General features: G+C 72.1%; 15 protein-coding genes and 1 pseudogene. 10 read left to right on the plus strand and 6 right to left on the minus strand.

From position 1 onward, the window contains the following. Nucleotides 1–133 precede the first annotated feature (133 nt). Together KB893_RS14960 and KB893_RS14965 are read right to left on the minus strand one after the other, a co-directional pair. Entirely contained in the window at nucleotides 134–2722 is a 2589-nt protein-coding gene (locus KB893_RS14960; RefSeq protein WP_213173836.1) for a membrane-bound PQQ-dependent dehydrogenase, glucose/quinate/shikimate family, read from the minus strand. Between the two features lie 114 nt (nucleotides 2723–2836). Then, nucleotides 2837–4525, minus strand: coding sequence for an AMP-binding protein (locus KB893_RS14965; protein ID WP_211925506.1), 1689 nt, complete (start codon nucleotides 4523–4525; stop codon nucleotides 2837–2839). Between the two features lie 399 nt (nucleotides 4526–4924). Between KB893_RS14965 and KB893_RS14970 the strand changes: the two genes are divergently transcribed. The 7 genes and pseudogenes from KB893_RS14970 to KB893_RS15000 all read left to right on the plus strand — a co-directional run bounded on the left by KB893_RS14970 (nucleotide 4925) and on the right by KB893_RS15000 (nucleotide 12626). Continuing rightward, the gene (locus KB893_RS14970) at nucleotides 4925–6037 is read left to right on the plus strand and encodes an S-(hydroxymethyl)glutathione dehydrogenase/class III alcohol dehydrogenase (protein ID WP_211925507.1); all 1113 of its coding nucleotides are present in this window, start codon (nucleotides 4925–4927) and stop codon (nucleotides 6035–6037) included. A 58-nt stretch (nucleotides 6038–6095) separates the two neighbouring features. Continuing rightward, a complete protein-coding gene (gene gfa / locus KB893_RS14975; protein ID WP_211925508.1) occupies nucleotides 6096–6668 on the plus strand; it encodes an S-(hydroxymethyl)glutathione synthase in 573 nt (190 codons plus the stop codon). Between the two features lie 80 nt (nucleotides 6669–6748). Continuing rightward, the gene (locus KB893_RS14980) at nucleotides 6749–8653 is read left to right on the plus strand and encodes a methanol/ethanol family PQQ-dependent dehydrogenase (RefSeq protein WP_211925509.1); all 1905 of its coding nucleotides are present in this window, start codon (nucleotides 6749–6751) and stop codon (nucleotides 8651–8653) included. 5 nt (nucleotides 8654–8658) lie between these two features. After that, entirely contained in the window at nucleotides 8659–10353 is a 1695-nt protein-coding gene (locus KB893_RS14985) for a quinoprotein dehydrogenase-associated putative ABC transporter substrate-binding protein (protein ID WP_246505692.1), read from the plus strand. Nucleotides 10354–10543: 190 nt separating this feature from the next. Next, nucleotides 10544–10858, plus strand: a pseudogene (locus KB893_RS14990) (c-type cytochrome); the annotation flags it as partial. 59 nt (nucleotides 10859–10917) lie between these two features. Continuing rightward, a complete protein-coding gene (locus KB893_RS14995) occupies nucleotides 10918–11925 on the plus strand; it encodes a cytochrome D1 domain-containing protein (RefSeq protein WP_246505695.1) in 1008 nt (335 codons plus the stop codon). A gap of 26 nt (nucleotides 11926–11951) precedes the next feature. Next, nucleotides 11952–12626, plus strand: a complete 675-nt coding sequence (locus KB893_RS15000; protein ID WP_211925512.1) for a response regulator — start codon at nucleotides 11952–11954, stop codon at nucleotides 12624–12626. Between the two features lie 21 nt (nucleotides 12627–12647). On the opposite strand, the gene KB893_RS15005 is transcribed toward KB893_RS15000, so the two are convergent. Next, on the minus strand, nucleotides 12648–14024 hold the full coding sequence (locus KB893_RS15005; protein WP_211925513.1) for a sensor histidine kinase: 1377 nt from the start codon (nucleotides 14022–14024) through the stop codon (nucleotides 12648–12650). Between the two features lie 132 nt (nucleotides 14025–14156). On the opposite strand from KB893_RS15005, the gene KB893_RS15010 reads away from it, so the two are divergent. After that, nucleotides 14157–16580: a TonB-dependent receptor gene (locus tag KB893_RS15010; RefSeq protein WP_377731323.1), complete on the plus strand. Its 2424-nt coding sequence runs from the start codon at nucleotides 14157–14159 to the stop codon at nucleotides 16578–16580. A gap of 132 nt (nucleotides 16581–16712) precedes the next feature. On the opposite strand, the gene KB893_RS15015 is transcribed toward KB893_RS15010, so the two are convergent. Next, complete coding sequence (locus tag KB893_RS15015; protein ID WP_211925515.1) at nucleotides 16713–17264, minus strand: cytochrome b; 552 nt, start codon at nucleotides 17262–17264, stop codon at nucleotides 16713–16715. 162 nt (nucleotides 17265–17426) lie between these two features. Here KB893_RS15015 and trpE point away from each other — a divergent pair, with 162 nt between their 5' ends. Continuing rightward, nucleotides 17427–18902, plus strand: coding sequence for an anthranilate synthase component I (gene trpE / locus KB893_RS15020; protein WP_211925516.1), 1476 nt, complete (start codon nucleotides 17427–17429; stop codon nucleotides 18900–18902). A gap of 31 nt (nucleotides 18903–18933) precedes the next feature. Here the strand turns inward: trpE and KB893_RS15025 are convergent, their stop codons facing one another. Both KB893_RS15025 and KB893_RS15030 read right to left on the minus strand, forming a co-directional pair. Continuing rightward, complete coding sequence (locus KB893_RS15025) at nucleotides 18934–19290, minus strand: TfoX/Sxy family protein (RefSeq protein WP_338026975.1); 357 nt, start codon at nucleotides 19288–19290, stop codon at nucleotides 18934–18936. Further along, nucleotides 19287–19769, minus strand: coding sequence for a GAF domain-containing protein (locus KB893_RS15030; protein WP_211925532.1), 483 nt, complete (start codon nucleotides 19767–19769; stop codon nucleotides 19287–19289). The genes KB893_RS15025 and KB893_RS15030 overlap by 4 nt, the downstream gene beginning before the upstream one ends. A 121-nt stretch (nucleotides 19770–19890) precedes the next feature. Here KB893_RS15030 and bioD point away from each other — a divergent pair, with 121 nt between their 5' ends. Further along, complete coding sequence (gene bioD / locus KB893_RS15035) at nucleotides 19891–20604, plus strand: dethiobiotin synthase (RefSeq protein WP_211925517.1); 714 nt, start codon at nucleotides 19891–19893, stop codon at nucleotides 20602–20604. Nucleotides 20605–20675: the final 71 nt, after the last annotated feature.

The following is a 20675-nucleotide window of genomic DNA, read 5'->3' on the forward strand; positions in this document are numbered from 1 at the left end:
GTGGGCGGCGTCATCGGGAACCGGGTCGACCTGCGGGCGGGCCGCCCACGATGCGGTGCATTGCCTGCGCCATCAAGAAGAAGGGCGGACGCCGCGGCGCCCGCCCTTGCCGTCGTCCGCTCCGCCTGCGGGACTACTCCCGCGCCGGCAGTGCGTAGGCGATGACGTAGTCGCCGTTCGGCGTCTCCATGAAGTGGTGGCCGCTGGCGACGATGACTAGGTACTCGCGCCCGTCGGCCTCGTACACCATCGGCGTGGCCTGGCCGCCGGCCGGCAGCACGTCCGACCACACCGTCTCGCCGGTCTCGATGTCGATCGCACGGATCAGGTTGTCGGTGGCCGCGGCGATGAACACCAGGCCGCTGGCGGTGATCACCGAGCCGCCGTTGTTGGGCGTGCCGATGTCCACCGGCAGCATCGAGGGGATGCCGAACGGTCCGTTGGCGCGGCCGGTGCCGAACGGGCGGTCCCACAGCGTGCGGCCGGTGGCCAGCTCGATCGCGCGGATCCCGCCGTAGGGCGGCTCCTTGCACAGCAGGCCGGTGAACGGCAGGCGCCAGCCGGCGTTGACGTCGATCGCGAACGGCGTGCCGATCTGCGGATCGCCGGCGCCCTCGGCGCTGCCGCCCTGGTCCATGCTGCCGCCGCGGACCGACTTCTGGTCGCGCGGCAGCCAGCCGCGGGCGTCGGCGATCTCGCGCGGGACCAGTTCGTTGAAGTTCGGCATGTCGTTGTAGTTGGCGACGATCACCCCGCGGTGCGGATCGATCGCCACGCCGCCCCAGTCGGATCCGCCGTTGTAGCCGGGATACTCGATGAAGCGCTGGTTCGCGGTCGGCGGCGTGTAGAAGCCCTGGTAGCTGGCCTGGCGGAACTGGATGCGGCAGGCCATCTGGTCGTAGGGCGTCATGCCCCACATGTCGCGCTCGGTGAGGTCGTCGTCGCGGCGCAGCGTGTGGTAGAGCGAATGCGGCTGCGTCGGCGAGCGCATCTCCGGCTCCTCGCCGCCCTGCGGCGCCGGGCGTTCCTCGACGCCCACCAGCGGCTCGCCGGTGCGGCGGTCGAGGATGTAGATGTCGCCCTGCTTGCTGGGCAGCACCACCGCCGGCACGGTGCCGGTGTCGGTGGGAAAGTCGACCAGGGTCGCCTGCGAGCCGAGGTCGTAGTCCCATACGTCCATGTGCACGGTCTGGAAGTGCCACGCCGGCTTGCCGGTGTTGACGTCGATGGCCACCAGCGCGGTCGTGTACGGCGTCTCGAAGGGCCGCCGCGAGCTGCTCCAGTAATCGGCGGCGGAGTTGCCCATCGGCAGGTAGACCAGGCCCAGCTCCTCGTCGCCGGAGGCCATGGTCCACATGTTGGGGGTGCCGAGGGTGTAGGTCTCGCCTTCGGGAGGACGCCCGCTGCGCTCGGGCGCGCCCATGTCCCAGGCCCAGCGCAGCTCGCCGGTGACCGCGTCGAAGCCCTGGATCACGCCCGAGGGCGCCCAGCGGTACTGGCCGTCGGTGACCTGGTGGCCGGTGACGATCACGCCCTGCACGATCACCGGCGGCGAGTTGATCGCGGTCATGTAGGGCTGCACGTCGCCCATGCCCTCGGTGATGTCGACCTCGCCGTTGTCGCCGAAGCCCGGGCACGGCGTGCCCGTCTCCGCGTCGACCGCGATGAGCCGGCTGTCCTGCGTGCCCTGGAGGATGCGGGTGCGGCACAGCGCGCCGTCGGCCGCGGCGTCGGCGAGGGCGGGCGGTGCCACGTCCACCGGCACCGGCGTGGTCTGCGGCGTCTCGGGCGTGCTGCGCGCGCTCGGCGCGTCGGCGGCGACGGCCTCGGTCTCGAGCGTGGCGGCGGGCGCCGGCGTCGGCGCGGCGGGCGTCTCGTAGTAGACGACGCCGCGGCAGGCGGCGGTGTAGGGAATCGCGTCGTCGGAGACCTGCGGGTCGTAGCGCCAGCGTTCCTCGCCCGAGGCGGCATCCAGCGCGATCATGATGTTGCGCGCCGAGCACAGATAGACGGTGTCGCCCACCTTCAGCGGCGTGGTCTCCGCGCCCCAGCGTTCCTCGGGCAGGTCGCCGGTGCGGTAGACCCAGGCGCGCTCCAGATCGCCCACGTTGTCGCGATCGATCTGCGCCAGTGGGGTATAGCGCAGCGCGTCCTGGCCGCGCCCGTAGGCGGCCCAGTCGGCGTCGGGCTGGGTCGCGCCGCTGGCGCCCGGCACGCTGCCGGAGGAGATCGCGGGGGCGACGGTGGACGCGGTGGCGGCGGGGAAGTCGTCCACCGGTCCGGTCACGCCGTGCGGCGCGAAGGCGAGGACGAAGGCGACCACCAGCGCGAGCACGCCGGCGCCGGCGATGCCCCAGGCGGTCCCGCGCGCGGCGGGCCGGTCCAGGCGCGGCAGGGTCAGCGCGACCAGGATGCCGAGCACCAGCACCACGTCGAGCCGCGGCACCCAGCGCCAGTAGTCGAGCCCGGATTCCCAGATCGTCCACGCGAGCGTGCCGACGAAGACCGCGGCGTACCACCAGGCGCCGGCGCGCCGACCCGCGACGAGTAGCACGCCCGAGACGAGCATGCCGATGCCCGCCAGCAGGTAGTACCAGGAGCCGCCGACCACGGCGAGCCAGATGCCGCCGAACAGCAACCCGAGGGCTGCCAGCGTCACCACGACGCCGACGATGCGGGGCAGCCAGCCGATCTCGCGGCCGGTACGGGGCGCTGTCGCCATGTTCTCTCTCCTCGAAGGCAGGTACGCGCATGCGCCGGTCTCGGCGCGGGCGGTCCCCGAAGCTAGCCGGCGTTGCGAAGAGATCCGGTGAAGGGCGCGGCATGCGCCGCTGCGTCACGTCACGCGCGTGTCGCCGCCGGCGAGCCCGGCCGCCATCGCCTCGCGCATCAGGTATTTCTGCACCTTGCCGGTGACGGTCATCGGAAAGCCGTCGACGAAGCGCACATAGCGCGGGATCTTGTAGTGGGCGATGCGCCCGCGGCAGTAGTCGCGCAGCGCCTCGGCATCGAGGCTGGCGCCCTCGCGCAGGCGCACCCAGGCGCAGACCTCCTCGCCGTACTTCGCGTCCGGCACGCCGAACACCTGCACGTCGGCGATCGCCGGATGCGCGTACAGGAACTCCTCGATCTCGCGCGGGTACACGTTCTCGCCGCCGCGGATGAGCATGTCCTTGAGCCGGCCGACGATGCTGCAGTAGCCGTCGCCGTCGACGACGGCGAGGTCGCCGGTGTGCATCCAGCCGTCGGCGTCGAGCACCTCGGCGGTGCGCTCGGCATCGTTCCAGTAGCCCTGCATCACCGAATAGCCGCGGGTGTGCAGCTCGCCGGCGACGCCGCGCGGCACCACCGCGCCCGCGCCGTCGACCACGCGCACCTCGACGTGCGGATGCACGCGCCCGACCGTGGCGACGCGGCGGTCGAGCGGGTCGTCGGGCGTGGTCTGGAAGCTGACCGGACTGGTCTCGGTCATGCCGTAGGCGATGGTGACGTCGCGCATGTGCATGGTCTCGACCACCTTCCTCATCACCTCGACCGGGCACGGCGAACCGGCCATGATCCCGGTGCGCAGCGAGCCGAGGTCGAACTCGCCGAAGCGTGGATGCTCGAGTTCGGCGATGAACATCGTCGGCACCCCGTGCAGGCCCGTGCAGCGCTCCTCGGCCACGGTCTCGAGCGTCGCCAGCGCATCGAAGCCCTCTCCCGGGATCACCATGCAGGCGCCGTGGGTCACGCAGGCGAGGTTGCCCAGCACCATCCCGAAGCAGTGGTAGAAGGGCACCGGGATGCACAGCCGGTCGGTTTCGGTCAGGCGCATCGCCTCGCCGACGAAGCGGCCGTTGTTGAGGATGTTGCGATGGGTCAGCGTCGCACCCTTGGGTGCGCCGGTGGTGCCGGAGGTGAACTGGATGTTGACCGCATCGTCCGGGCGCAGGCCCGCCTCGACCTCGCGCAGCATGCCGATCGAGGCGGTGTCGTCGCAGCCCGCGATCGCGTCGAAATCGCGGGTGCCGGCGATGGCCCCGCCCCCGCCGAGCACGATCACCTCGCGCAGCTCGGGCAGCCGCGCCGCGGCGAGGTGGCCGGGCTGGCAGGCGTCGAGCTCGGGAGCGACCTCGCGCAGCAGCGCGAGGTAATCGGAGGTTTTGAAGCGCCGCGCCAGCACCAGGGCGCGACAGCCCACCCGGGTCAGCGCGTACTCGAGTTCGTGGGTGCGGTAGGCCGGGTTGATGTTGACCAGGATCAATCCGGCGCGCGCGGTCGCGAACTGCATCAGCACCCATTCGGCGCGGTTCGGCGACCAGATGCCGACGCGGTCGCCGGGCTCGAGCCCGAGGCCGAGCAGGCCGGCGGCGAGGCGGTCGACGGCGCGGTCGAGCCCGGCGTAGTCCATGCGCACGCCCTGCTCGCGGACCACCAGCGCCGGTCGCTGCGGATGCCGCGCGGCGATCCGCGTGAGCATCGCGCCGATGGTCTCCTCGAGCAGCGGGCGGTCGCTCGGACCGCGGACATGGCTGTCGCGCATCGTCGTGTTCCGGGGTCGGGGCGAGCGAGGATATCCGAGAGCGCCGGGGGCCTCCGCCCCCTGGTCGCGGCCTCCGGCCCCGGTACCCGCGCCGCGCGTCCCATTCCCCGATGCCGGCGCCCTACGCTTCGAGGTGTCCCGTTTCCGTGACAGTCCACTGCGCCATCGCCGATACAGCGGCCGCGCGCGCCGTCTGCCGCGCCGCAGCGTCGGATCGCCCCGACCCACGCCGCTGCGCGGAGTGCGGTGCAGCATCCAGCGGCTGGCACGTCCTGTGCTGAACACCACTCCGGACGGCGTCCGCGTGCTCGACGCGCGGATGTGGGAATCGAACCGGAACGGAGGACGCATGACGATGCAGCGGAACGCGGGTGCAGGGCGCGGTACGGGAGGCGTGGCATGAAGTCGCGTGCAGCGGTGGCATGGGGGGCGGGCAAACCGCTGTCGGTCGAGGAGGTGGACGTCGAGGGCCCGAAGGACGGCGAGGTGCTGGTGCAGATCGTCGCCACTGGCGTGTGCCACACCGACGCGTTCACGCTGTCCGGCGACGATCCGGAAGGCCAGTTCCCGGTGATCCTGGGACACGAGGGCGGCGGCATCGTGCGCGAGGTCGGCAGGGGCGTGGTGGGGCTGAAGCCGGGCGACCACGTGATCCCGCTCTACACGCCGGAGTGCGGCACCTGCAAGTTCTGCCTGTCCGGCAAGACCAACCTGTGCCAGGCGATCCGCGCGACCCAGGGCCGCGGCGTGATGCCGGACGGCACCTCGCGCTTCTCCAAGGACGGCAAGCCGATCCTGCACTACATGGGCTGCAGCACCTTCTCCGAGTACACGGTGCTGCCGGAGATCGCGCTGGCCAAGATCAATCCGGCGGCCCCGCTGGACAAGGTCTGCCTGCTCGGCTGCGGCATCACCACCGGCATCGGCGCGGTGCTCAACACGGCCAAGGTCGAGCCCGGCTGCTCGGTCGCAGTGTTCGGCCTCGGCGGCATCGGGCTGTCGGTGGTGCAGGGCGCGGTGATGGCGCAGGCCGGCCGGATCGTGTGCATCGACATGAACCCGGAGAAGTTCGAGATGGCGAAGATGCTCGGCGCCACCGACTTCATCAATCCGCGCGACCATCCCGACACGCCGATCCAGCAGGTGATCGTCGAGCTGACCGACGGCGGCGTCGACTATTCGTTCGAATGCATCGGCAACGTGAACGTGATGCGCTCGGCGCTGGAGTGCTGCCACAAGGGCTGGGGCGAGTCGGTGATCATCGGCGTGGCCGGTGCCGGGCAGGAGATCTCCACGCGGCCGTTCCAGCTGGTCACCGGCCGCGTCTGGCGCGGCTCCGCCTTCGGCGGCGTCAAGGGCCGCTCGCAGCTGCCGGGCTACGTCGACCGCTACCTCGCCGGCGAGATCAACATCGACGACATGGTCACCAGGGTGCTGCCGCTCGAGCGCATCAACGAGGCCTTCGACCTCATGCACGAAGGCAAGGTCATCCGCTCGGTCATCCAGTTCTAGCCACACCGGCCGGCGCGCGGACGCGCCGGCCGTCCACCCATCATCCGGAGGTTGCGCCATGACCGTCTCGCTCCATCCGTCCATCGACAACGGCATCCGCAGGGGGAACCCCGACTTCGCCGGCGGCACGCTGCACTGCCACTGCGCGACCGACAAGGTCGAGGTCACGATCGACCAGCAGGTCCTGCACAACCACGCCTGCGGCTGCACCAAGTGCTGGAAGCCCGAGGGCGCCTGGTTCTCGGTCATCGCGGTGGTCCCGCGCGACAAGGTCGAGGTCGTCGCGCATGCCGAGAAGCTCAGGGTCGTCGACGAGAGCGCGGCGATCCAGCGTCACGCCTGCACCGGCTGCGGCGTGCACATGTTCGGGCGCATCGAGAACACGGCGCACCCTTTCCACGGGCTGGACTTCGTCCACGTCGAGCTGTCGGACGAGGAGGGCTGGCAGGAGCCGCAGTTCGCCGCCTTCGTGTCCTCGATCATCGAGTCCGGCGCCGACCCGGCCAACCAGGATGCGGTGCGCGCGCGCTTCCGCGAGCTGGGGCTCGAGCCCTACGACTGCCTGTCGCCACCGCTGATGGACGCCATCGCCACGCACGTCGCCAAGAGCCAGGGAAAGCTGGCCGCCTGAGGTCCGCTACCAGATCGCGACGCGCAAGCGCCGCCTACGAAAACATCGAGCCGCATCCGCGGCCGCGAGGGAGGACAGACATGAACCGTTCGCTGCTCACCATGGCGCTCGTCGCCGGAATGGCCGTCGTGCCGGCCCACGCGGCCAGCACCGACCAGGAGTTGATGACCAACAACCAGGATCCCGGCAACTGGTCCGGGATCGGCCGCGATTTCGCGCTGACCCGCCACAGCCCGCTCGAGGGGATCAACCGCGACAACGTCAAGAACCTGAAGATGGCGTGGGAGATGAAGACCGGCGCCACCCGCGGCCACGAGGGCCAGCCGCTGGTGATCGACGAAGTGATGTACATGGTCAGCGCCTACCCCAACCACGTCTACGCGATCGACGTATCCCAGACCGACCGCGGCAAGGTGCTGTGGCAGTACACGCCCGACCAGGACGAGCGCGCGGTGGCGGTCGCCTGTTGCGACACGGTCAACCGCGGCCTGTCCTACGCCAACGGCTCGGTGGTGTTCGGCAGCCTCAGCGGCGAGGTCATCGCGCTGGACGCCAAGACCGGCGAGGTCGACTGGAAGAAGAAGCTGGCCTATCCCGAGAAGGGAGAGACCATCACCATGGCGCCGATCATCGCCGACGGGAAGGTCATCGCCGGCATCAGCGGCAACGAATTCGGCGTGCGCGGCCGCGTGGTGGCCTACGACCTCGGCAACGGCAACGAGGTCTGGACCTGCCACGCCACCGGCACCGACGACGACATCTGCCTCGGCGAGGACTACAACAAGGCCAACCCGCAGTTCGGCCAGCGCGGCGACCTCGGCATCAAGACCTATCCCGGCGAGGAGTGGCAGCGCGGCGGCGGCGCAGCCTGGGGCTGGTACAGCTACGACCCCAAGCTGCAGCTGGTGTACTACGGCACCGGCAACCCGGGCCTGTGGAGCCCGAGCTACCGCTGCGCCGCCGACAACCACGAGGCCTGCAACGACGGCCAGGCGGACAACAAGTGGTCGATGACCACCTTCGCGCGCAAGGTCGACACCGGCGAGGCGGTGTGGGGCTACCAGAAGACGCCGTTCGACCAGTGGGACTACGACGGCATCAACGAGCCGATCCTGGTCGACCTCACCATCGACGGCAAGCAGGTGCCGGCGCTGGTGCAGTTCGACCGCAACGGCTTCGCCTACGTCCACGACCGCCGCGACGGCACCCTGCTGCGCGCGCACAAGTTCGTCGAGGTGAACTGGGCCGAGCGCGTCGACATGGAGACCGGGCGGCCGGTGAAGGTCGAGGCGCATTCGCCGTTTGCGCGAGGCAAGAACGTGATGGCGATGCCCTCGGCGATGGGCGGCAAGGACCAGCAGCCGTGCTCGGTCGACCCCAACCGGCCGAACATCTTCTACTGCCCGACCAACAACTGGCACATGGAGCTCGACCCGCAGGAGCGCGGCGCGACGATGCAGGGCCTGCCCTACGTCTTCGCCAACGTGCTGATGAAGCCGAACAAGCCGGGCGCGCTGGGCGTGGTCAAGGCCTTCGACGTGGTCAGCGGCAAGACGCTGTGGGAGCGCGAGGAGAAGTTCCCGACCTGGAGCGGCACCCTGGTTACCGACGGCGGCCTGGTGTTCTACGGCACCCTCGACGGCTGGTTCCGCGCGGTCAATTCCGAGACCGGCGAGGAACTGTGGTCGAAGAAGCTGCCGTCCGGCGTCATCGGCAATCCGATCGCCTACGAGGCCAACGGCGAGGAGTACGTGGCGGTCTACTCCGGCGTCGGCGGCTGGATCGGCCTGCCGATCACCGCGGGCCTGGATCCGGCCGATCCCTACGGTGCACTGGGCGCGGCGGGGCTGGCCTTCAGCAACGACTTCGACCAGATCCCGCTGGGCGGCATGGTGCACACCTTCCGCATCGGCGGCGCCGGCAACACGGTCGAGGCGCCGAACAGCGATCCGGTGGATCCGAACGCACAGGCCGCGGCCAACTGATGGGCATGCCGGTTGGAACGTCGGGCGCGTCCGGCGCGCCCAGGCAGGCCGGAGGCGCCTTCGGGCGCCCCGGCCGGGTCCGGGCTCCGCGCGGCAGGGGGCGCGCGCGCCTGGGCGCAGCGCTCCTGGCGCTGCTGGCCGCGGGCGGCGCGCAGGCCGCGCCCGCGGGACAGCAGGCCGCCACGCCGCAGGCGCTGCGCATCTGCGCCGATCCCGGCAACATGCCGCTGTCCAACCGCGCGGGCGAGGGCTTCCAGAACCGCATCGCCGAGGTGCTCGGCGAGGCCATGGGCCTGCCCGTCGAGTACTTCTGGAAGACCTACTACCAGCTCGGCCTGGCCCGCAACACCATCAACGCCGGCAACTGCGACGTGCTGATGGACATGACCAGCGACTTCGAGATGGGGCTGGCCACGCGTCCCCTGTACCGCTCGACCTACGTCCTGGTCACGCGCAAGGGGATCGACCTCGAGCTGGATTCGCTCGACGACCCGCGGCTGCGCAAGCTGCGCGTCGGCGTCTTCCAGAGTTCGCCCGCGCGCCAGGCGCTGTACGACCACGGCGTGCGCGGCGAGGTGCAGTACCTGTTCTACGACTCCGCAGCGCGGCCGGAGGACCATCCGGGCAAGCTGGTGGAGGAGGTCGCCGCCGGGCGCCTCGACGCCGCCGAGTCCTGGGGGCCGGTGGCCGGCTACTACGCCAGGCGCGCGGGGCTGCCGATGCATCCGCTGAACGTGCTCGACGACGAGGTGCTGGAATACTCGGTCTCCCTCGCCGTGGCCCGGGACAATCGCGCGCTTAAGGAGCGCCTCGAGCAGGCGATGGTGGCCGAGCGCGACGCCATCCGCGCGATCCTCGACGAATACAACGTGCCGCTGGTGCAGTGCGCCGAGTGCGTGGTGTCGGGCGCGCTGCCGTCGCACGGGCCCTATCCGGAGGCGACCGACACCGGCTTCCGCCCGCAGGCCTCGCCGCAGGCGCTGACGGCGATGCAGGCGCGGCTGGCCCGCGGCGCCACGCCCGATGCGGAGCTGGAGAACGCGATCGTCGGCATGGATCCCGGCCGCATCGCCTGGCTTCTCGAGCACGGCGCCGATGCGGACGCGGCCATGGCGCAGGGCGGCAACGCGCTGCACCTGGCGATCCGCAACGAGCAGCCGCAGCTCGTGCGGCAGTTGCTCGAGGCCGGCGCCGACGTGGAGGCGCGCAACCGCGACGGCTGGACGCCGCTGATGCTCGCGGCATGGCAGGACCAGCCCGAGGCGGTCGACCTGCTCCTCGGCCACGGCGCCGACGTCGGCGCGGTCGGCGGCGACGGCTGGACGGCGCTGACGCTCGCGATCACCTACGGCGACGGCGAGATGGTGCGGAGGCTGGTGGAGGCCGGCGCCGATGCCGACGCCGCCAACCCGTCCGGCTTCACGCCGCTGATGTTCGCGGTGACCCGCAACCAGCCCGACACGCTGGACCTGCTGCTGACCCGCGGCGCCGCCGTCGATCGCGCCAACGCGGCGGGCGTCACGCCGCTGATGATGGCCGCGGCGGGGGCGCAGGAGCCGCTGGTGCGGCGTCTGCTCGCCGCCGGCGCCGATCCCGGACTGCGCGACGCGCAGGGCAACAGCGCGGCGGACATCGCGCGCCGCGCCGGCAGCCCGGATCTCGCCCGCACCCTGGACGAGGCGATTGCTCCGGTCCGCTGACCGGCGCATGGTCCAAGACGTACGCGGACGCCGCGTCCGCGCTGTTCCCCCGACAACGCAGGTGAAATCGATGTCCAACGTGTCCCGTCCTTCCCGCACCCTCCTGCGCCTGGCGCTGCTGCTGCTCCCGGCCGCGGCGTCCCTCGGCACGGCGCTGGCCGCCGACGGCGCCAGCGCCTCGCCGGAGGCGATCGAGGCGGGCAAGAAGCTGTACTTCTCGTCGAGCTGCAACGCCTGCCACGGCGGCACCGGCGGCGGTGGCATGTGCCCGCCGCTGACCAACGACATCTGGATCTATGGCGAGGACGACGAGACCCTCCACGCCCTGATCAAAAACGGCACGCCCGGCATGGAGGCGATCGGCAAGACCCGCGTCGGCCAGGAGAAGGTGGTCGGGCAGATGCCGCCGTTCGGGACCGTGCTCAAGGACGAGGACATCGACAACCTGATCGCCTTCGTGCACTCGCTGAAGAAGACCGAGGGCGCCAGCGGAGGCGCCAAGTGACCGCCGGCGCGGGAACGAGGACGCTCGCCGCGCGCTGCCTTGGCGGCTGCGCGTCGGCGCTGCACGCGGGGCGCTGGCTGCCGCTGGTGCTGGTGTTCCTGGCCGCCTGCGGCGAGACGGCGCCGCCGGCCGGCGAACCCGACGCCGCGGCGGAGGCGGATGGGCCGATGCCGGAGGTGCCCGCCTATGTGCCCAACCAGCGCAGCGGCACCGTCTCGGTCATCGACACCGCGACCGACCAGGTCGCGCGGACGCTGGACGGCGACGGCGGCCTCGGCGGGCGCCTGCAGCAGGTCATGATCGGCAGCGGCGGCGACAGGCTCTACGTGGTCGACGCGCAGGCGCATCGGCTGCACGAGCTCGACGTCGCCAGCGACCGGATCCTGCGCAGCGTCGACATCGGCGAGAACGCGGAAGGCGTCGCCGAGTCGCCCGACGGCAGGCGCTTCGCCGTCTGCGTGGAAGGGCAGAACGAGGTGATGCTGATCGACCCGGAGACCTTCGAGGTCGGCACCCGCATCCAGACCCGCGGCCGCGCACCCGAGCACTGCGTGTTCTCGCCCGACGGGCGCTGGCTGCTCACCAGCAACGAGGGCTCCGACGATCTCGACCTGATCGACGTCGAGGCGGCCGAGTCGGTGGCGGCCATCGCGGTGAGCGGGCATCCGCGCGGCATCGCCTTCAGCGACGACGGCCGCATCGCCTACGTGGCGCAGGAGTCGGCGAACACGGTGGACATCGTCGACCTCCAGGCGCGCACCAGGACCGCCAGCATCCCTGCCGGCGAGCGCACCGCCGGACTGGTGCTGTCGGAGGACGGCTCGCGCCTGTACGCCTCCAACGGCAGCGGCAGCGTCAGCGTCATCGACACCCAGGCACGCGAGGAAGTGGCGCGGATCCAGGTCGGGCAGCGGCCCTGGAACCCGGCGCTGACGCCGGACGGCGGCAAGCTCTACGTCGCCAACGGGCGCTCCAACTCCGTCAGCGTGATCGACACCGGACGGATGGAGGAGATCCGGCAGATCCCCGTCGGCGAGATGCCGTGGGGCGTGGTGATCGCGCGCTGATCGCGCATCCGCAGGGGAGGGGAAGCATGGACGGCGGCGTCGGCGGCATCCGGAGTCCTGCGTTCCGGCCTCTGCGGATCGCCCTGGCCGACGACCACGCGGTCGTGCGCAAGGGCTACCGGCGGCTGCTGGAGCTGGAGGACGACATGCAGGTGGTGGCCGAGTTCGGCGACGGCGACGGCGTCTACGCCTGGCTGCGCGACAACCCGGTCGACGTGCTGGTCCTCGACCTGTCGATGCCCGGGCGCAGCGGGCTCGACGTGCTGCAGCGGCTGATGCAGCGGGGCGACGCGGTGCGCGTGCTGGTCTTCACCATGCACGAGAGCGCGGCCCTCGCCGGCCAGGCCCTTGCCCTCGGCGCCTGCGGCTATCTGACCAAGAGCAGTGCGCCGGAGGCGCTCACCGACGCGGTGCGCGAGGTCGCCCGCGGTCGCCGCGTGGTCGCCGCCGGACTCGACCGCGATCCCGCCACGGGGCAGGCGCCGCACCGGCAGCTGTCGCCGCGCGAGTTCGAGGTCTTCCTGCTGCTGGCCGAGGGCGACGCCGTCGAACGCATCGCGCGCACGCTGCGGCTGAGCGAGAAGACCGTCGCCAACTACCAGACCACGATCCGGCAGAAGACCGGCCTGGGCAGCGCGCTGGAGATGTACCGCTACGCGCTTGCGCACGGCCTGGTGGAGGCGCCGCTGCTGCGCGCCTGAGCGGCCCGCGCGGCCGCGCGATCAGCCGGCGGCCGACGCCCGCGGCCGTGCGAAGCGGGCGCGGATCCGCAGCCCCGGGCGGGTGGCGCCGGGCCGGGCCGGCTCGAAGACGATCTCGCCGCCGTGCGCCCAGACCCGCTCGCGCATGCCGGCCAGGCCGTTGCCCTCGCCCGATTCCGTCGCCGGCGTGGCGAGGCCGACGCCGTCGTCGCTGGCCTCCCAGTGCAGCGCGCCGGCCGCGTCGCGACACAGGCGCACGCGCACTTCCCCGGCGCGGGCGTGGCGCGCGGCGTTGGTCAGCGCCTCCTGGCTGATCCGGTACAGCGCCAGCGCCAGCGGTTGCGGTGGGTCCTCGTCGAGTTCGAAGGCGAGGCGCACGCGCAGGTCGAGCCCGGGCCGCGCCTGCCAGCCGGCGACCAGGGCCTCGAGCATGCGCCGCAGCGGGACGGCGTCGCCGTCGCCCTGCGCCGGCGGCCGCAGACGCTGCAGCAGGTTGCGCACGTCGAGGCTGGCGCGCTCGCAGTGGCTGCGCAGCTCCTCGGCGACGGCGGACAGGTCCGGCCGGTCGCGGACCTGGCGCGCCAGCCACGCCGCATCGGCGCGCATCGCGGTCAGGACCTGGCCGAACTCGTCGTGCAGCTCGCGGGCGATGTGCGCGCGTTCGTCCTCCTGCAGGGTGAGCAGGCGCGCGCTGAGCACGCGTCGCGCCTCCTGCGCGTCGGCCAGTTCGTCGGCGAGGTGGTTGAGCGCACCGGCGACCGCGTTGAGCTCGTCGCTGCGGCCCAGCGGGGCGCGGCGCCGATAGTCCTGGTGCCGGTAGCCGTCGATGGCGTGGAGGATGCCGCGCAGCGGCGCCAGGACCTGGCGCAGGGTCAGGTAGCCGGCCAGCAGCACCAGTGCGCCGAACAGCACCAGGACTCCGAACATCTCGAGCAGGCCGGCCAGCGCCTCGCGCTGCTCGCTGCTGGGGTCGACCTGCATGGCGACCTCGAAGCGGCGGCCGTCGCGCGTACGCAGGTCCCAGTGCGTCGCGGCCGCGGCGGGCGCCGGCAGGGCGGCGGCGAAGCGCGGCAGCAGCCAGTCCTCGAGCCGGGACGCGGGTGGCGGCGGATTCGCGGCCAGCTCGCGCCCGCCGGCCTCGCGGATCCGCACCCGCAGGTGGCGCAGGTGGCCGTCGCGCAGTGTGTCCTCGAGTGCGCGCAGGCGCTGCGACACCGCGTCCGGCGGGGCATCCTGCAGCGCGCCCAGCGCATCGAGCAGCAGGCCGATCTGGCGTGCGGCGCGGGTCTCGTCCTCGACGTCGCCGTGCGCCTGCCAGGTGGCGAGCGCCACCGCCGCGACCAGCACCACCGACGACAGCGCCGCGATGCGCAGCGACAGCAGACGCGACATCCGCATGGGCAATCCGGCCGGTGGAAACCGCGGCATGGTAGCGCCGCAGTCGCGCCGCGACGTCGGGAATTTCTCCCATAGGAGCGGTGCCGCGGCGGCGCCTACCGTGTGTGCATCGCCACCGATGGATGCCCGGCCATGCGCATGTGCGGCACGTCTGCTTCCCGTCGTCCCCAGGTACTGGCACGTGCGGTGCGCCTGGCACTGCTCGCCGTCGTCGCGCCCGCCGGCGCGCAGTCGGTGATGGGGGCCGACGACGACCAGGTCACCTGGCTCGACCGTGTGGAGGTCACCGCCACGCCGCTGGCCGGCAGCACGGTCGACGCCGACCATCTGCCCTACACCGTGCAGACGGCGACCGCCGGGGACATCGCGGCGGCGCAGACGGCGAACCTCACCGACTTCCTGACCCGCCGGCTCGCCGGCGTCAACGGCAACGAGGTGCAGGGCAGTCCGTTCCAGACCGACATCACCTTCCGCGGCTTCCGCGCCTCCGCACTTCCCGGCGCGCCGCAGGGCGTGTCGGTGTTCCTCGACGGCGTGAGGCTCAACGAGCCCTTCGCCGACATCGTCAGCTGGGACATGATCCCGGAGGCGGCGGTCGCATCGCTCGCGCTGATGCCCGGCTCCAACCCGCTGTACGGCGCCAACACGCTCGGCGGCGCGCTGGTGTTCCGCACGAAGTCCGGCCTCACCGATCCCGGCGTGTCCGGCGACATCCAGTACGGCAGCGACGAGCGCAAACGGATCGACGCGGCCTGGGGCTGGGCCGGCGCCGACGGGACCCATGCCTTCGCCGCGACCACGCTGTTCGACGAGGACGGCTGGCGCGACCTGTCGGAGGGGCGCCTGGGCAACGTCTTCCTCAAGGCCGGCCGCGAGGGCGAGGCCACCGACTGGGATGTCTCGGTCCTGCATGGCCGCAGCCGGCTGATCGGCAACGGCCTGCTGCCGAGCTGGCGCTACACCGAGGAGGGCCTGGAGGAGGGCCTGTACGAGGACGATCGCCGCGCGGTCTACAGCTCGCCCGACCTGACCCGCAACCGCAACACGATGGTGACCGCGCGCCTGCAGCACCGCCTCGACGCGCGCAATGCGCTGAACCTGCTCGCCTACACCCGGCGCGGGACCCGCGACACCGTCAACGGCGACGCCAGCGAGGAGTACGAGGAGTACGTCGAGGAGTGCGAGGACGGCTTCGACGCAGGCGGCCTGCCGCTCGGCGACGACTGCGACTTCACCGCGGCCGAGGCTGCGGCGCTGCTGCCGGCGGTGTTCAACACCACGCGGATGGAACAGCGCGCGCACGGGCTCGCGCTGAACCTCGACCAGGCGCTGGGAGCGCACCGGCTGACCTGGGGCGCGAGCTGGGACCGCAGCCGGGTCGACTATGCGCAGTTCGAGCAGCCGGGCGACTTCACCGCCGAGCGCGAGGTGATCGCGGTGCCGGGCGAGGAGCGCGAGTTCTTCTCCGGCGTCGACGGCGAGAGCGAAGCCGTCGGCGTCTTCGTCAGCGACCTGTGGACGCTGACGGCCGACACCTGGCTCGACGTCTCGCTGCGCTGGAACCGGGCCGAGGTGGAGAACACGCTGTCGACCGCCGAGGACGGAGAGCGTCCGCGCGAGGCCTTCACCTACACCAAGCTCAATCCTTCCCTGGGCATCACCCACCGCCTCGACGACGGCCTCAGCGTGTTCGCCAACGCCTCGCAGAACACGCGCGCGCCGACCGCCATCGAACTCGGCTGCGCCGATCCGGAGGAGCCGTGCCGGCTGCCGACCGGGCTGCAGGCCGATCCGTTCCTCGAGCAGATCGTCTCGCGCACCTACGAGGTCGGCGCGCGCTGGACGCCGACGCCGGAGCAGGCGCTGTCGGTGTCGGTCTACCGCGCCGACAACCGCGACGACATCCTGTTTCTGCGCGCGCCGAACTCGCAGCAGGGCTACTTCGACAACGTCGAACGCACCCGCAACCAAGGCGTCGACCTGCAATACCTGCAGCGCTTCGACGCGGTCACCCTGTGGGCGGGCTACAGCTATCTGGAGGCGACCTACGAAACCGGGGGCGAGCTTCTCTCGGGCGAGCGCATCATCGAACTCGAGCCGGGCATGCGCATCGCCGGCCTGCCCGAGCACACCTTCAAGCTTGGCCTGGACTGGCAGGCGACGCCGGCGCTCCTGCTGGGCGCCGACCTGCAGGTGGTCTCCGACCGCGTCGCCACCGGCAACGAGGACGGCCTGGTCGCCAATCCGGGCGGCGACGACGATGACGACGAGGGCGAAGCGGACCTGGACGACCTGCGCCACGATCTCGCCACCGCCGGCTATGGGCTTCTCAACCTGCGCGCGGAGTGGGCGATCGACGAGCGCCTGTCGCTGTACGCGCGGGTCAACAACGTGCTCGACAAGCGCTACGAGACCTACGCCGCGGTCGCCGAGGACCTGTTCCCGGGCGGCGAACTGGTGGCGCCCCACGTCGAACCGGCGGAGGAAGGGCCCTCGCGTTTCGTCGCGCCGGGGGCGCCGCGGACATGGCAGGTGGGCCTGCGCTTCGACTTCTGACCTTCTCCCTCGCCCGCGTCCGCCGCAGGACGCGGCGCCGCGGGCCTTCGCGGTGGCGCCGGCCCGTGGCGGATCCGGCGCGTCGCGCTTGCGGTCGGCGGCGCCAGGCGGCGTCGCCGGCCGTTCTTTGTCTCAGGGTTCTTCGTGCCGCAGCGCGCGCGGCAGGATGCGCTCGACCACGCGGTTGCGCGCGAGGAGGTGCTTGATCGCGCCGAGCACGTGCAGCGCGATCAGGCCGACGAAGACGTTGGACGCGACCACGTGGACCGCGTTGAACAGGTCGTAGACCGCGGGCAGGTCGGGACCCCAGGCCGGCAGGCGCGTGCCGAAGAAGTTGATGCCCCACTTCGAGAAGTTCGAGGCGACGTAGCCGCTCAGCGGAACCAGCACCAGGAACACGTACATCAGCATGTGCGCCAGGTGCGCGGCGCGCCGCTCCCAGCGTGCCAGGCTGCCCGGCAGGTCCGGCGGATGCCGCCGCAGGCGCGCGCCGACCAGGAGCGCGATCAGCGCCATCGCGATCAGCCCGATCGACTTGTGGAAGTTGTAGTGCACGCTGACCGGCGGCGTGCCCTTCTCCAGACCGACCATGTACCAGCCGGTCCCGATCAGCACGAAGATCGCCAGCGCGAGCAGCCAGTGCAGGATCACGATGGAAGTGGCGTAGCCGGGGGTCCGGGGCATGCGTGCTACCAGTGCGGGTGGGACGACATTCTCGGGCCGGTGCGGCGTCGGCTCGATGCCACCTTCGTCGCAGCCCGGCACGCAGCCTCGCATGGGCGACGCGCACGGTCATGCTGCGCCGCCCGCTGTCATACTCGGCGTTTTGCCCCACGCGGTCCCGCCGTGATCGACGCCACCGAATTCGCCCGCCTCGCCGCCGCCGGCCACGACCGCATCCCGGTCGTGCGCGAGGTGCCGTCCGACCTCGACACGCCGCTGTCGGTCTATCTCAAGCTCGCCGACGGGCCGGACACCTACCTGTTCGAGTCGGTCGAGGGCGGCGAGCGCTGGGGGCGCTGGTCGATCATCGGCCTGCCGGCGCGGCGCCGCTACGAGTTCCGCGACCACACCCTCACCGTGCGCGAGTTCGGCGAGGTGGTGGAATCCCGCGAGCTCGCCGATCCCTATGCCGAGGTCGAGCGCCTGCGCACGCAGTACTCGGTCGCGCAGCTGCCGGGCCTGCCGGCCTTCAGCGGCGGCCTGGTCGGCTACTTCGGCTTCGAGACGATCGGCTGGATCGAGCCGCGCCTGCGCGAGCCGGTCGCGCCCGATGCGCTGGGCACGCCCGACGCGGTGCTGCTGGAGAGCGGGGAGGTCGCCGTGTTCGACAACCTCAAGGGCCGGCTGTACCTGATCGTGCACGCCGATCCCGCGCAGTCGCAGGCCTGGGCGATGGCGCAGCGCCGCCTCGACGCGCTGGTGCACCGCCTGCGCCAGGGCGGCGCCGGCTATCCCGACGTGCTCGATCCCAGCGTGCTCGACGAGGGCGACTTCGTCTCCGGCTTCACCCGCTCGGGCTTCATCGCGGCGGTGGAGAAGGCCAAGGACTACATCCGCGCCGGCGACGTGTTCCAGGTGGTGCTGAGCCAGCGCCTGTCGGTGCCGTTCCGCGCGCGCCCGGTCGACGTCTACCGCGCACTGCGCGCGCTCAATCCCTCGCCCTACATGTACTTCCTCGACTTCGGCGGCACCCAGGTGGTGGGTTCCTCGCCGGAGATCCTGGTGCGCCTGCAGGACGGCCGGGTCACGGTGCGGCCGATCGCCGGCACCCGTCCGCGCGGCGACACGCCGGCGCGCGACGCCGAGCTCGAGGCCGAGCTGCTGGCCGATCCCAAGGAGCGCGCCGAGCACCTGATGCTGATCGACCTCGGCCGCAACGACGTCGGCCGGGTGGCGCAGGCGGGCACGGTGGAGGTCGGCGAGCAGTTCGTGATCGAGCGCTACAGCCACGTCATGCACATCGTCAGCGAGGTGCAGGGCCGCCTGCGCGACGGCCTCGGCTATGCCGAGGTGCTGCGCGCGGCGTTCCCCGCCGGCACGGTCAGCGGCGCGCCGAAGATCCGCGCGCTGGAGATCATCCGCGAGCTCGAGCCGATCCGCCGCAACATCTACGCCGGCGCCATCGGCTACCTCGGCTGGCACGGCGACGCCGACACCGCCATCGCCATCCGCACCGCGGTGATCCACGACGGCCGTCTGCACGTGCAGGCCGGCGCCGGCATCGTCTACGACTCCGACCCGGAGAAGGAATGGGACGAGACCATGAACAAGGGCCGCGCCCTGTTCCGCGCGGTGGCGCAGGCGGCGGCGGGGCTCTAGGGTCTGACCGTGGCGCGGCGGGGTGCCGCGCTCAGTCCTCGCGCGCGTCCGCCGCCGGCGCGTCCTCCGCGCCTTCGACGATCCGCGCCTCGCCGAGCGGGGTGGCGAAGACGGCCTGGCGCCGCGGCAGCGGAAGCTCGGCGGCGCCGGCCTCGGCCTCGGCGACCAGCTGTTCGCGGCGCGCGACCGGCACGTCCTGCCAGTGGCAGTCGAGCAGGGCGCCCTCGAGCGCGTAGAGCAGGTTGAGGCCGGGGCGGAAGCCGGCGCGCCGGCACTTCAGCCAGGCGCCGACCACGCCGGTCTCGCGCAGGTCGTCGAGCGAGCGCACGCCGACCTGGCGCAGCCAGGCCGCCGACTTCGGCCCGACGTTGCGCAGCTTGACGCTCACGCCAGCGACTCGACGAAAACCTGCGCGAGGCGCTCGAGACCGGCCTGGTCGTCGGCGTCGAAGCGGCCGGGCACGGGGCTGTCGAGGTCGAGCACGCCGACGAGTTCGTCGCCGCGGTACAGCGGCACCACCACCTCCGAGCGCGAGGCGGCGTCGCAGGCGATGTGGCCGGGGAACGCGTGCACGTCGGCCACGCGCTGGGTCTCGCGCGTCGACGCCGCCGCGCCGCACACGCCCTTGTCGAGCGGGATGCGCACGCAGGCCGGCTTGCCCTGGAAGGGGCCGACCACGAGTTCGGTGCCGTCAAAGAAGTAGAAGCCGGCCCAGTTGAGGTCGGGCAGGGCGTGGTAGATCAGCGCCGACAGGTTGGCCGCGTTGGCGACGCGGTCGCGCTCGCCGTGGAGCAGGGCCTGGGCCTGCTCGGCGAGCTGGGCGTACTGCTCGGTCTTGTCGCCGGACAGGTCGGTGGCGGTGAACATCGCGGCGTCCGCTGGCATGGAGGGGCGCCGAGTCTAGCAGCGCGCCTCGGCGGCCTCCGCGGCGGTGCCGGGCGTGCGCGGCGCGAGCGCTAGACTGGCGCGCCCCCGATCCTGCGCCGCCATGCCCGATACGCCCGCCCGTCCCGGATTCGTCCCCGGCCTCTACGTCACCGGCACCGACACCGGCGTCGGCAAGACCGTGGCCAGCGCCACCCTGATGCACGCGCTGCGCCGGCACGGCCTGCGCGTGCTCGGGATGAAGCCGGTCGCCAGCGGCTGCGAGCGGCGGGCCGAGGGCACCTGGGCCAACGAGGACGCGCTGGCGCTGCAGCGCGCCGCCTCCGCGCCGGTGGACTACGAACTGGTCAATCCCTATGCGCTGCCGGTGCCGACCGCGCCCGAGCTCGCCGCGCGCGAGGCGGGCGTCGACCTGCGCCTGGAGCCGATGCTCGCTGCGCACGCGGTCCTGGCCGGGCGTGCGGACGTGGTGGTGGTCGAGGGCGTCGGCGGCTGGCTGGCGCCGTTGACGGAGACGCTGGACCAGGCCGAGGTCGCGCGCGCGATGGACCTACCGGTGGTGATGGTGGTCGGCATCCGTCTGGGCTGCATCAACCACGCCCGGCTGACGGCGCGCGCGATCGCCGCCGACGGCTTCGCGCTGCGCGGCTGGATCGGGAGCCATGTCGAGCCGGGGATGCTGCACGCGGACGATAACGAACGCATCCTCCGGCGGGTCCTGCCGGTCCCGTGCATCGGCGTGCTGCCGTACGCGCCGGACGCGGATCCAGCGGATCGCGCGCGGCACCTCGACGGGCTCGCGGCGCTGCAGGCATAGGCCCGGCGGGCCAAAAAAAAACCGCCAGCGGAACTGGCGGCTTCACAACCGCGGACTCCCGGGAGGGATGG

The sequence above is a fragment of the Coralloluteibacterium stylophorae genome (assembly GCF_018122625.2).
Taxonomy (GTDB): Bacteria; Pseudomonadota; Gammaproteobacteria; order Xanthomonadales; family Xanthomonadaceae; genus Coralloluteibacterium; species Coralloluteibacterium stylophorae.